8 protein-coding genes and 1 pseudogene are annotated in these 13,438 nt (G+C 49.3%); 2 read left to right on the top strand and 7 right to left on the bottom strand.

The features are described from left to right. Window positions 1–181 precede the first annotated feature (181 nt). Together JCM15124_RS04200 and JCM15124_RS15765 are read right to left on the bottom strand one after the other, a co-directional pair. Window positions 182–2,287: a prolyl oligopeptidase family serine peptidase gene (locus JCM15124_RS04200; RefSeq protein ID WP_024998426.1), complete on the bottom strand. Its 2,106-nt coding sequence runs from the start codon at window positions 2,285–2,287 to the stop codon at window positions 182–184. Window positions 2,288–2,368: 81 nt separating this feature from the next. Continuing rightward, entirely contained in the window at window positions 2,369–2,527 is a 159-nt protein-coding gene (locus tag JCM15124_RS15765) for a hypothetical protein (RefSeq protein WP_156930645.1), read from the bottom strand. A 32-nt stretch (window positions 2,528–2,559) separates the two neighbouring features. Between JCM15124_RS15765 and JCM15124_RS04190 the strand changes: the two genes are divergently transcribed. Continuing rightward, window positions 2,560–2,805: a hypothetical protein gene (locus JCM15124_RS04190; protein WP_156930643.1), complete on the top strand. Its 246-nt coding sequence runs from the start codon at window positions 2,560–2,562 to the stop codon at window positions 2,803–2,805. A 599-nt stretch (window positions 2,806–3,404) separates the two neighbouring features. Here JCM15124_RS04190 and JCM15124_RS04185 read toward each other — a convergent pair. Continuing rightward, window positions 3,405–6,272: a choice-of-anchor J domain-containing protein gene (locus JCM15124_RS04185; RefSeq protein WP_036885022.1), complete on the bottom strand. Its 2,868-nt coding sequence runs from the start codon at window positions 6,270–6,272 to the stop codon at window positions 3,405–3,407. Window positions 6,273–6,522: 250 nt separating this feature from the next. Here JCM15124_RS04185 and JCM15124_RS14525 point away from each other — a divergent pair, with 250 nt between their 5' ends. Further along, window positions 6,523–7,878 carry a peptidase gene (locus JCM15124_RS14525; RefSeq protein ID WP_156930641.1) on the top strand — a complete coding sequence of 452 codons (1,356 nt, stop codon included), beginning with the start codon at window positions 6,523–6,525 and terminating at the stop codon, window positions 7,876–7,878. Window positions 7,879–8,143: 265 nt separating this feature from the next. Here JCM15124_RS14525 and JCM15124_RS15760 read toward each other — a convergent pair whose 3' ends face one another. From JCM15124_RS15760 to JCM15124_RS04155, 4 genes and pseudogenes are all read right to left on the bottom strand, one after another. Beyond that, window positions 8,144–8,440: a hypothetical protein gene (locus tag JCM15124_RS15760; RefSeq protein ID WP_156930639.1), complete on the bottom strand. Its 297-nt coding sequence runs from the start codon at window positions 8,438–8,440 to the stop codon at window positions 8,144–8,146. 479 nt (window positions 8,441–8,919) lie between these two features. Then, on the bottom strand, window positions 8,920–10,530 hold the full coding sequence (gene susR, locus JCM15124_RS04170) for a SusR family glycan utilization regulator (RefSeq protein WP_024998422.1): 1,611 nt from the start codon (window positions 10,528–10,530) through the stop codon (window positions 8,920–8,922). A 1,110-nt stretch (window positions 10,531–11,640) separates the two neighbouring features. Next, window positions 11,641–12,650 (bottom strand): annotated as a pseudogene (gene queG, locus JCM15124_RS13210) (tRNA epoxyqueuosine(34) reductase QueG). Further along, window positions 12,619–13,239 (bottom strand): polysaccharide deacetylase family protein, encoded by a 621-nt coding sequence (locus JCM15124_RS04155; protein ID WP_024998420.1) that lies wholly within the window; start codon window positions 13,237–13,239, stop codon window positions 12,619–12,621. Before JCM15124_RS04155 ends, queG begins: the two are co-directional and overlap by 32 nt. Between the last annotated feature and the right edge of the window lie 199 nt (window positions 13,240–13,438).

Genomic DNA, 13,438 nt, shown 5'->3' with positions numbered 1-13,438 from the left:
CCTTCTGTCGGGCTAAATATGTCTTATAGGTTTCAAGATTGTTCTTTCGTCATAATGCGGTCGTGAGCTTGATATTACTAAGTTTCTTTTACGAGCATTCAGAACCTTAGTTGTTTTATCTAAGGTTCCGAATGCAGGATTAACCGGCTACAAGTATTGTTTTTAGCGGCTTGCAGCCATATTATTTAAACTTCATTCCTAAGTTTTTCATAATGAAACTGTAGATGTCGGCTTGTTCTTCGAGCTGTTTTGCCAATGGTTTGCCGCTGCCGTGCCCTGCTTTGCTGTCGATGCGAATGAGCACGGGGGCTGTGCCTGCCTGACATTCTTGCAGGGTTGCCGCGAATTTGAACGAGTGTGCGGGCACTACACGGTCGTCGTGGTCGGCTGTCGTAACGAGTGTTGCCGGGTAGCTGACGCCCTTTTTCAGGTTGTGCAGTGGCGAATAAGAGTACAGGTATTCGAACATTTCCTTGCTGTCTTCGCTTGTGCCGTAGTCGGGAGCCCAGTTCCAGCCGATGGTAAACTTATGGTAGCGCAGCATATCCATTACGCCCACTTGCGGAATGCAGACTTTGAAGAGGTCGGGGCGTTGTGTCATACATGCTCCTACGAGCAGTCCGCCGTTGCTTCCGCCCACGATGGCAATGTGGTCTTTGCTTGTGAAGTTGTTCGTGATGAGCCATTCTGCCGACGAAATAAAGTCGTCGAACACGTTTTGCTTCTGCATTTTCGTGCCTGCAACGTGCCATTCTTCGCCGTATTCGCTACCGCCACGCAGGTTTACCTGTGCGTAGATGCCGCCGTTTTCGAGGAATGGTATGCGCATTGACGAGAAATTGGGCGACAGCGGAACGTTGAAACCGCCGTAGCCGTAGAGGAACACGGGGTTCTTGCCGTTTTGTTTCAGGTCTTTTCTGTAGGTCAGGAACATCGGCACGCGCGTTCCGTCCTTGCTGGTGAAAAACACTTGCCGGGTGGTATATTTATCGAGGTCGAACTTTACCTTGGGTGCGGTGTAGACGCTGCTTTTGTTTTCGGCAATGTCGTATTGGTAGATGGTGCCCGGAACGGTAAAGGAAGAGAAGCTGTAGAAACACTCTTTTTGTCCGCGTTCGCCGCTGAAGCGTGCCCTACCCACTGTCGGCAGCTGTATTTCGGCGAGTTCTTTGCCTTCTGTCGAGTAGAGATAAAGGTGTGTAGAGGCATCTTGGCTGTAGGTAAGCACGAGCTTATCGTCGGCAAACTGTACGCTTTCCAATACGTTTTTGCTTTCGCCGACGAGTTCTTTCCAGTCTTTAAAGCCGGGTTTCTTTATGTCGGCAACCATGAGTCTGCCACGTGGCGCGCCGTCGTTGGTGAGCAAGTAGATGTTGTCGCCTACGGTTTCGATGGGACTATATTGCAAGTCCATGTTTGAAGTCATCTGTATGAACTGCGCATCGGGTACACGAAGGTCGCGCACATAGAGGTTCATGCCCGACCCTGCACCGCTTTCGTAGAGGAACATCATGGTTTCGTCTTTGTTCACCGATACGGAATAGAAACGTAGCGGATAGGCGGGATTTTGGTAGAACAGCACGTCGTCGCTCTGCTTCGTGCCTATTTTGTGGTAGTAAACCTTGTGTACTTCGTTCTTGGAACTGAACTCTTTGCCTTTTTCGGGGGCATCGTAGGCACTGTAATAGAAACCGTTGCCGCACCATTGTGCACCTCCGAACTTTGCCCATTCTATGTGGTCGGTCAGCAGTTCGCCCGTTGCAACGTCCTTGACGTATATTTCCTGCCAGTCGCTGCCGCTGCGCGAGATGACGTAAGCCATGTATTTTCCGTCCTTCGAGAAGGTGGCATCTTGGAGAGCCACCGTGCCGTCGTCGCTCAGTTTGTTAGGGTCGAGAAACTCGCGGAGCTGTCCTCCCAACTCGTCCATTTGGTAAAGAACGCTCTGGTTTTGCAGTCCGTTGTTCTTATACACATACCATTTTCCGTTTTTCTCGAAGGGTGTGCCCACCTTTTCAAAGTCTGCCACCTCTTTCAGGCGTTTCAGTAGCTTGGCACGGAAGGGTATTTTTGCCAAGTAAGCGTTTGTTACCTTGTTTTCGGCTTCCACCCACGCCGCGGTTTCTTGGCTGCGGTCGGCTTCCAAAGGGCGGAAGGGGTCGGGCACTTTCACGCCGAAATATGTGTCTGCCGTATCGTCTTTCGGTGCTTTCGGGTAGACAATGTTCTGTGCTGTCATTGTTGTTGCTGTCAGTGCGAGTGCCGACAATGCGATAAGTTTTTTCATTCTGTTGATGGGTTTATGTTGTTTCAATGTTTTATCCCCAATCGGTCATCAGGCCGCATTTGTTTAGATGTGTTATTACCGTTATGCTTCCTCACCGGTTTCGTCAGCCTGCCGGCATCTGTGCAGCCATTCCGGCTCGTCGTAGCGAGCTACGCCTTCGATGAAATGCCGGCACATCTGTTCGACAATCGAACAAAACCGGTAAAGTACTTTAATGACCGATTTGGGTTTATTTGCCACAAAGATACTAATATTTTTTGTATTGATGCGGTTTGAGAATTGAAAAAATGCCCATTGTGTGCGACCGTTTGCCTTGTCGGTGCAGCCTTTTCGGAAAATCAGCCGCCTTGCTGTCGCTCGGCAAAGGGGCTGCCGACACTTCTCCGGCATTGGTTTCTGCGTTGCCCGCACCGCAGTTTGCGTATTCTGTTATGGTTGTCCGACCGACCGTTTTCGTCCGGGCAAATGCGCAATGCCAAATTTATTTGAGCATTGCCATGGCGAGAAAAGCACCCTAAACCACAGCCCCGGATTTGTGTTGAAAAGGCTGAAAAAGGGAGAAAAACATGTAAATATTTTTCGGAAGAAGTGCGGTTGCGTAACCACCTCGTTATCAATGCTTTGCAATACCTATTGTTTGGCGTTGCAAAAGCGTAGGTTTTGCACGGTAAAACCGTATGTTTTGCATCGTAAAACCTACGGTTTCGCAACGCCAAACCGATTATATCATTTTTTAACGGAATTATTCTTACAAAATAAGGGCGGTTTTCTGCTTTTTCCAAAGCATTTTTTCAGACTTTCCAAAGCACTTTTTGGGGCTTTCAAAATCATTTCTTCGGGTTTTCCGAGACACTAAAAACGAAACAGCCGCCCGATAGAACTACCGAGCGGCTGCTAAACTATTAACCCCAATTGGTCATTAGGACGCATTGGCTTAGATGTGTTATTATCGTTATGCTTCCTTACCGTTTTCGTCCGCTTGCCGGCATCTGCGCAGCCATTCCATCTTGCCGTAGCCCGCTACGCCTTCGATGAAATGTCAGCACATCTGCTCGACAATCGAACAAAACCGGTCAAGGACGCTAACGACCGATTGGGGTTAAAGAATACAGAAAAACTACTTTGCGATGTGCTTTTTGCCTTTCGTGATGTATATGCCTTTGTAGTTGTTGCTTACACGACGGCCCGAGAGGTCGTAGCGTGGTGCATTTTGGTCGGCATTTTGGTCGGTAGCACCTACTTCAACAATACCGTCGGCAGTGGTAACTTCGGCTTCGTTAGAGAACTTAGCCTCGCCTTTGTCGTACACCGCTGTTACGTGGTAGCGGTGTGCGCCGCCCGTTGTGTCGGTAAACTTGGTGTCCTTTACAGGTGCATCGTTCACCTTAACGCCGTCGCGGTAGATGTTGTAGCCCATCAGCGTAAGGTCTTGAGCGGCTGCAGAGTCGGGCAAGAAGTTTATGTCGTCTATGAGTGTGGCGTAACCGTCGGCACTTGATGCTACGATGGCAAAGTACTTGGTTCCTTCCGGCAGGTTATACTCTTCTTCCGCCCATGCTTCCGGCACCACGTGCTTCTCTTCGAGCATTACGAAATCGGAACGATTAAAGCCTGTTGTAGAGTACATTACGCTGTAAGTTTCCTTGTCGGCACCTTTGAAACCCTTCGACCAGAACGATATAGTCTGTGCCTTGCCCGGCAATTCGGGCGATACCAACCAGTTTTCGGTGATGGCATAAGGTGCTCCGAACGAGATTAACACCTTGTCGCCGGTGTGCCCTTTCCATGCAGCACTGCTGGCAGGAGTGGTCTTGGCATAGTTGAATACGGTCCAAGCCTGACGGTCGCCCATTCCGGGGAAGGTGGTTTCGTTAAATCCGTAAACGGTGTGGAAGTCTACGTCGTAGAGCAGCCAGTCGCCAATATTCGTGTTTGTGAAGTCCGGATACGTCTCAAAGCTTTCCACGACGCGTTGGTCGTCGGTGCGTGGAGCGTCAGGAATGTTCCATGTGAGTGTATTCCGTGCGCCTGCAACAGCCTTCAAATCCTTTGCTGTTGGGTAAGAAGGGAATTTCACTGCCACCGTAACGGTGTCGGTGGTGTTGTTGTCCAAATCTTCGTCGCCCTCTACTTCAACCTTTGCATAGAGCTTTGCTGCATCGGCGAAAGTGCGCTGTGGTGTGAAGGTTACGGTGTTCTGAACCGTTTTGCCTGCCGGCACGGCTGCGCCCTTTGTGCTGGCGAGCTGTTCTTTTCCGTTGTAAACCGTTACGGTATAGTTATCGGCAGCCATTGTTCCGTGGTTGGTAACATCAATGATTACGGCGGCAGGGTTGTCTACGCGCAAGCGTCCCGGAGCCTCTTTCATCTTTATTTCCAAGTCGTTTGTCTTGCGGTCGAAGATGTTGATGTTATCCAAGTAGAGGTTGCTCATGTCGGTTGAGCCTTTGCAATCGAAGGCAATCTGAATGAATTTGCCACCTACGAACTTCTTCAAAGGCAACTCTACCTTTATCCATTCGCGGAGTCCCACTTCCTGCAAGTCGATGGTTGCGATGGTGTCAGCCACGCCGTACTCTTTCGATACCCATACTTTAAACACGTCTTCAGAGTTCTGGTGGGTCTTGTAATAGAACGAAAGTACAGGGTCTTTTGCCTTTCCAAGGTCAATCAAGCCACTCTCCAATACCGACCATTCGCCGACAAACTTCGGTGTAAAGCCGATGAAACCACGGTCGCCGTCCTGAGAATAGTTGGAATCGTCGTAGAATGGAGACCAGCGGTCGAGCTTGCTGTAGTCGATAAACCAGAAGTTGGAGAGCTTGCCGTTGGCAAACGATTCTTTCACAGGCAGGGTATAAGGCTTTCCGGTTACGATTACGTTAGAGTAGGTGCGCTTGCTTTCGCCCGCTTCGTTTACGGCAGCAATGTTGTAAACCAGTGCTTCCTGAATGTCTTTCACAGGTGGTGTGTCCTCGTAGACGGTGGTTTTGATGCCCTTTGCCACCTCTACGGTCTTGGCACGCTTCAGCGTGTAGGTGATGGCATCGGGGTTCACGTATTCTCCGTTGGCACCTTTGGTAACTGCGTCCCACTTTATCTGCGCCTTTCCCTCTTTGTAGATGAGGCTTAATTTGCCCACTGCCGCAGGCACATCTATGCCTACAAAGGCTGAAACCTCTACGGCTTCGCCCTCGCCTTCGTCGCTGACCGGCACAATACGATAGGTGTTGGTGCCGTTCGGAACATTCGTGTCGGTGAAGCTCAAGGCAGCACCCGGCGCAGGATTGTCGAAGGTTTTCACCGGCTCTTCGCCACGATATATTTCTATTTTGGTGAGCTTTGTAAGTGGTTTGTCGCCCATATCCTTTGTCGGTGCAGTAAAGGTTATCACTGCCGAGTGCCCTCCGTTGGCAGCAGGTGTTACCTTAACGCCGGTTACGGCAGCAGGTGCGCTTTCGCCCAACTTCTCTTTCAGGTCTATGTTATAGATGCTGAAACCTCCCGCTTCGAGTTGCATTTCGGTGTTGAAGTGCCACCCAAGATAGTATTCGCCATCGGCATCGACGCTGAACACCACCTTTACGGTTGCTTTTTCAACAAAGTCTGCAGGTGCAACAATCTTGGCTGCGATGGTCTTTTTCATCGCTGCAGCGGTTCTGTCGGTACCCAGTTTCACTTCGTAAGTTTCTTTTGCGTTGTTTGTTTCGCCACTAATGGTGTATGCAAGCTCGTACGACTTGCCTGCTTTCAGCTTAAGAACGGGACTTACCAACCAGTCGTCGGCGTCCTGCGTGCGCACGCAATAAGCCGTGCGGGCGTCCTTATCATACTTAAAGGCTTGCTCGTCGTCGTTCGCATCGAGCACCGTAAAGCGTTCAAAAGCCTGCTCGCTGTCGAAGCTTTCCGACCAAGGCAGCTTCACGCTCTGTGCTTGCAGCACCAACGGCAGCATCAGTAAGGCTGCTAAAGTACTTCTTCTCATTTTCTGTAGATTTAATATTAATAGATTAAAATATCGTGGCAAAAGTATAGTATTTTTTCCGATAAACCGCAAGAACTCATAAAAATTTATCGATATAGGATAAATTTTTTCCGATAAACCTTGTTTCTTTATTTTATTTTTTGTTATATTTGCAGCCGAAACCTAAAATAAAAGAAAATAAAGCAACGCAAGAAAAGTGTTCCGAACAGGGAAACAAAGCGATTGCCAAGCATATATAAGATTAAGGACATTGCTATTTACCGAAACGCCCAAGCCTCCGACACGGCGTTACTCCGCAAGAGCTGCAACAGGGGGGCACACGGAAACAATGGAAACCAACCAACTATTCAAGCGCAACTATGCGACATTCGTCGTACTGTTCATCGCCTTGTTCGCCCTGTCGCAGCAGGTACAGGCACAGGAAAAATACGACGTTGCGATTGCCGGCACATGGATAACATCGGAAAACTGCAACGACCTGTCGGTTATTCCGGGCGTGAGCGGCACCGTAAGCTACGACGCCGAAAACAGAATACTTACTTTGAAGAATGCAAAGATTGACGGTGGCAGTGCCAACGCCATCTATTCGCAGCTCGACGGACTCACCGTGAAGGTGGCAGGAAGCAACAACCTGACTTCGGCATACACTTCTACCATACAGTTTACAAAGCCTATGAGCATCGCAGGCGGCGGTACGCTGAACGTAGAGAACCCCCAAGGCGACGCCATCTACGCCAACAAGACGAGCCTTATCGTCGATGCCTGCACCCTGAACGCCAAGGGCGGGAACTACGGCATTGTGGGCGAAGACGGCAAGAACGGAGAGAAGCTCACCATCAGATACGCCACGGTAACCGCTGAGGGCAAGAACGACGCATCTATCGGTTGCTTTGCCTACCTCACCATCGTAAGTTGTGCCATCAGCCAACCCGCCGGTGCGGCTTTCGACACCGAGCTACACGGCATCGCAATCAACGGAGAATTAGTGAAAGAGAAGATTTCCATCGACCCCACCGTGTTCCAAATCTGGATTGCAGGTAAGCCCGTAACAATCAAAAACTGCGAAAACCTATCGGTAATGGACGGCATAGAGGGCACCGTGAAGTACGACCCACGGACCAAAACCCTGACGCTCGAGAATGCGACCATTAACACAACAAAGTATTACGGTATTCTGAACTTCATCGACGGCGTAACAATTCGACTCGCCGGCAACAATACCATCATCTCCGAGAATAACAACGCCATCTACAACAACGACGATTGCGTGCTCAACATCGTCGGCGATGCCACACTGAAATTGCAAGGTGCAACCGAATCGAAAGACAAAGCGAGTCGCCAAGCCCTTCAAAATCACGGCTTGCTCACCATCAGTGGCTGCACCATCGAGGCGAGCGCAGGCATCAACGGCTTGAGTTTCGGTGAATGGAAGTTCGACCGTTGCAACATTCGCACGAAGGCAAGCGGCGACGAAAAATACGAATTTGCAGGCAGCATGGCATATATGAGTAAGATTCCGACATTCGTGGCTGCGCCATCACTGCCCCCACAGGCACACAGTGGAAGGAGTTCAACGACGAATACGGCACCTGCTACTCGCTCGTAGATGCGAACGGCAAGGTCGTTACCGATTGGGTAACCATCTCTACCGACCCTACCGCCATCGGCAAACCGGCTGCCGACGCTACCCAAACCGCACCTGTCATCTACTCGCTCGGCGGCATTCGCCTTTCTGACGAGCCGGGCAAACTGCCCAAGGGCATATACATCGTAAACGGCAAGAAGGTTGCGAAGCGGTAAGAAACCCCGCAACGGGTGCGCCCCAACCGTACCCGTGCCACCTTATTATATGTAGGTAGCACCACATTATATTATAGGTAGCACTGCAAAGGCGCACAAAATGGCAAACAAGCCTCGTGTTTCTGCCGCCTTGTCGGATATGGGCAACAGCTGCCTACCATTTCAAAATCTGCATCAAGGTCGTGCTTTTGCCGTCTTGTCGGATATGGGCAACAGCTGCCTGCCATCTTAAAATCTGCATCAGGGTCGTGCTTTTGCCGCCTTGTCGGATATGGGCAGCCGCTGCCTGCCATCTCAAAATCTGCATTAAGGTCGTGCTTTTGCCGTCTTGTCGGATATGGGCAGCCGCTTATATTATATAGAGACATAACCTATCAATTAATACGTGGGAGCGATATATTATAGCTCTCCAATACATTTCATTGTTCAGATTGCAGCAGGTCTCGCACTTTGGAGGACTTATTCATCACATAGTTTAAAACTTTTCATAGTGCAGCCTGCAGCAATCCATTTATCCCACAGGGGTGTGAAGTGATTCACGCCCCTGCTTTTTCTTGGTATTTTTACGCTCGAAATAGGGTTCTTGGCTTGCAAGTTTTCGTTTTTTGCAAGCTAAAGCCATAGATGTTCTAGAATTCCTAGATTATCTAGGACTCCTAGGAACCCCTAAGAAAGATAGCAAGCACCCAGCCGAATTTCCTTGAAAGCATAGCATTTCTAGAATCCCTAGATTATCTAGGACGCCTAGAACCCCTAAGAACGATAGCAAGCACCCACCCCAAACTTCCTTGAAAGCATAGAATTTCTATAGCCTCTAGATAATCTAGGGACTCCTATAACTACCCCATCAGCCTATTTTCTTCACTGCATGCTCGAACCCATCGTGGTCGATGGCGCGGGCTTTCAGCTTCGAACGATAAGTGTAAATGGTGGTAAGGCTCGCACGCAGAATGGAAGAGATGCGCGCATTGTCGGTAATGCCAAGGCGTATAAGGGCGAGAATGCGCAGTTCGGTGGTGAGCCGCTCGTCGCCTTTCGGCTCAATCTGTCCGTCGGGGCGCAGCAACCGGTTCACCTCCGTTACGAAATTGGGGTATATATTCAAGAAAGCCGTGTCGAAATTGATATAGTAATGGCGGGTGGCAGTCTGGATTAAATCGCTGTTTTTCAGTTCTGCATAGAGTTCTTCCATTCGCTTCTCGCGCGCCAGACGGTTGTAAACCTTGCGCCTTTCGTCTACGAGGTCGATGAAGTTCGATGCTAATTCGAGGAAGCGGGCTATGTATTCCTCCTTTATACTGTTGGTTTCGCTTATCTGCGCGTTCATCTTGCGAAGGTTTTCCACCGCTTCGTTCAGCTGTTGGTTCATCACCACCACCTGCTTGTTCATCTTTCGGTAGCGTTTCAAGAGCTTCAGAATGAAGAAAACAGCCACCACAAGGGCGATTGCCACAAGGCTCACCACTGCCAAAAGCATGGTAATGCGCATACGCTGTGCACGTTTCTGCACCAAATAGACCGACAGAATGCGGGGCAGAATGCGCGAATTTTGGCTGTTGCGCAAATGTGTGCCGTAGAAATTGGCATCTTCTATCGAGATATTCAGGTACATATAAGCCCGCCTCACATCGCCTTTCTCGAACAAAAGCGTAGCCAAGAGGCGCAAGGAGTTGTTTTCTTTCGCCGACGAGCGTATGTCTGCCATCGCACTTTCAATAAGATAGAAATACTGCCTATCGGTGTTGCCCACCTTACCGTAAAGTCTTGCCAACTCACTGGTTATCATTGCATAGTCGTGTTCGTGCCTTTGCCACTTCTGCAAGTATTCTTTCAGTATCGCAATGGCTTTCCCGGTGTTGCCGCGCTCGCTCAAATCCTTTGCCTTCGCCATGATATAGGCGCGCGTATCTCTGTACCGGCTTTTCAAAATCAGCGCATTGTAATAATCCGCCTGCTTGTCGTAGTACGTGTGCATCTGCGTTCCGTCGGTAAATTCAGCCATGAACATCATCAGCAGATACCACTCCTTATCATAATCCTGACGAAGACGGTCGTCCAAGTCCGCCGTATTCATACTGTCCAAGAGTTCTCTCGACTCCAAGAAAAGTGCAGCCAGCGTGTACACATGCACTTTCTTGAGCTGCGCTTCGGCTATCCATTTCGGGTCGCCCACACGCTTTGCGTACATAATGGTACGGTTGGCGTAGACCAATGCCGAATCGAAACGGAACGCTTCGTACTCCTCGTAAAGCTGCATACATATTTTATAGCGTTGCTTGTCGGTAAGATAGGGCGTAGAAAGGCGTTGGCGTATGTCCCTGATTTGCAATAACTTCTTGTCGGTTATCGCACTGCGCTGTCCTATCAGATGGTCCAGCTCGTCATATTCATTGCCTGCCGTGCCCACCGAAGCGTGCAGCACTGCAAGCAGAAGCAGCAAAAACAGCTTGCGCATCATAGTTTCGTATTTTTTGGTTTTTCCTCTGCCACGTTATATATTAAGGTGGTTCAGCCTTACAAAAATAGACAAAAATATTGAAAAAACCAAATTAAGGCACAAAAAAAGTGCACCATGAATTCTCTTCTTGGTGCACTTTGCGTTTAGTCCATTGTTGATTGAGAATTGGTTCGCCTATAATCTACAAATAGGTCTACAATTTAACATTACCTAAAATCATCTTTTTACCATTTTAAACGCTACATTCTTTAATTGCCTCACGACAGTCTTTTCGTTAAATCTGATACAAAGGTACACAATAAAATCGTTGTTGCAATACCCTACAAATATAAATCTAAATTTATCTAAAAGCCGTAAAGTATATATATATCTGATAATATGGCAATTAAATATTTTTAAAACACCATTTAAAAATGCAAAAATCTAAATACCTTCCTAATGTATCAAACCCGAAAGGGAACAAAAATAGGTAGAACAGAACATAAATAACAGAAAAAAGCAACAATGCACAGAGCAGCCAAGAGCCATATTTGCACTTACAACGAACAAAGAAACCGGAACACTGCAACTGCACCGCAAGGGCACAGAACGAGCATATATCTGTAGGCATAATACCTGTTTTTCGGAACGCCATAACCGCTAAAGCAAACATCATCGTAACTCCAAGCGAAGGCATAATACCTGTTTTTCGGAACGCCATAACCGCCTTGATTTTGTAAAGATAATTCTGTTAAAAAGTGATATAATCGCTTTGGCGTTGCGAAAGCGTAGGTTTTGCGTTGTAAAACCTACGCTTTAACCGTGCAAAACCTACGGTTTTGGAATGCAAAACAATAGGTTTTGCATTGCGTTGCTAATGAGATAGTTACACAGAAGTTGCGATTGCGAAAAATCTTTACGTATTTTTCAGGTGTAAGGAACATAATTGCCGGCAAGCAGCAGGGAATGTAAAGGCGCACAGACACATCAGCACGAGGAGGAGTAGGGGCGTGGCTTGTGGCGTGCAGGCGAAGCTGTATAGTAGCTGCAAATCACTGACACACAGTAGAAAGCAATGGGTTGTTGCCGTGCATCGCAAGACTTGCATGGTCTATATTTTGATTTGCCCCCTTATTCCTTTGCCGAAATGTTGCGTTTCAAGCCGTCGAACTTGACACGTTTTACTGCCGAGCCTTTGAAAAGGGCACGATATTCGTCGATGGTAAGGTTGTGCCAATCGGCTTTTGTCATCGCAAGGAGTTCGGATTTGGGCTGAAATTCGGGAGTGGTATTGGGAGTTGCGAACTTGTTCCACGGACAGGCGGTTTGGCAACGGTCGCACCCGTAGATGGTGGTGCCCATATTTTGCTTGGCTTGTTCGGAAAGTTCGCCACGGTTTTCGATGAGCTGATAGGACAGGCACTTCTCGCTATCGAAGCCCCATTCGTCGGTAATGGCATAGGTGGGACAGGCTTCTATGCAGCGACGGCATTTGCCGCAACGGCTTGGCATGGGGCTGTCGTAGCTCTCGAACTCGTAGGGCAGGAAGATTTCGCCAAGGAAAAACATAGAGCCTGCGCGGGGAATGATGAGCTGATGGTTCTTTCCTATCCACCCTAAGCCTGCCCGCTGCGCCCAATAGCGTTCGAGCACGGGGGCAGTATCGACAAAAACACGAATTTCGCCCATAGGTTCCGGGTGGGTTTCGTCGGGGTTTTCAGTGGCAATGGCTGTGCTGTTGCGGTGGTTTTCTTCCATTCCGCAGTCGCTTTCGCCATCAAACTTGTTGGCAATAAGGGCTGCAAGCCGGCGCAACTTCGCTTCATAACGTCGTGATAGTCTTGCCCATAGGCGTAGGCAGCGAGCTGATACTCGGTTTCGGGCATGGTTTGAGCAGGCGCATAGTTCATGGCAAGCGAAACGATGGATTTCGTTCCGGGCACGAGCAAGCAGGGGTTAAGGCGTTTTTCGGTGTAGTTCGCCATATAGTCCATGGTGGCTTGGCTGCCTTTGCTTATCCAACCGCGCACGGCAGCGGCTGTTTCGGCATCTACCGGCTCGGCACGGGCAATGCCACAAGCAAAAAAGCCGAGACGTTCTGCCTCGACTTTAATCTCCTTCCTTGAATATCTTGAACTCATATCCTTCGTTTTTCAGCCATTCCAAAGCACGTGGCAGGGCGTAGTGGAGCTTGTCGATGCTCTTCAGCGAATCGTGGAACGTGATGATAGAACCGTTGCGGGCATATCTCTGAACGTTGCGCAGCACATCGGGTCCTGTAAGCCATTTGGAGTAATCGCGGGTTACGAGGTCCCACATTACGACGCGATACCTGCGTTTCACCCACCAATAGACAGTGTGGCGGAGCCAGCCATGTGGCGGACGGAAGAACTTTGACTTGATGAGGGCGTTGGCTTCGATGACATCGACGGCATAGGTAAGGGTGAAATGCTTGAACGACCCAAGGTGGTGATAGGTATGGTTGCCCACCAAATGCCCCCTGCGCACCACTTCTTCGTAGAGTTCGGGATACTTCCTTACGTTGTCGCCAACCATAAAGAAGGTTGCTTTTGCACCGTACTTGTCGAGCGTATCGAGAATGAAAGGTGTGGCTTCGGGTATAGGACCGTCGTCGAATGTCAGGTAGACGGAGTGTTCGTCGGGCGACATTCGCCACAATGCGTGCGGGTAAAGCCATCGCAACCAGCGTGCGGGTTGTTCTATAAACATATTCAACGTGTTCCCTCGTCCCTCGTCAAGAGGGTTTTGGGGTGGGTGTCCGTGCAGTTGATGGCGGAAAGGCGTGTTCCGCCAATTTCCGTTATCGCAGAACAGGCAGCGAGATAACGGACGTCCGGAGTTGTAAGGCAGGTGCCGGAAATGTGATGAAACAACGCCTTCGTACCGGCGGCAAAGCATGCGGAGCGTG

The sequence above is a fragment of the Prevotella falsenii DSM 22864 = JCM 15124 genome (assembly GCF_000613945.1).
GTDB classification, from domain to species: domain Bacteria; phylum Bacteroidota; class Bacteroidia; order Bacteroidales; family Bacteroidaceae; genus Prevotella; species Prevotella falsenii.
Note: the sequence above shows the minus strand (reverse complement) of the source record. Positions and strands in the feature narration are given on the sequence as shown.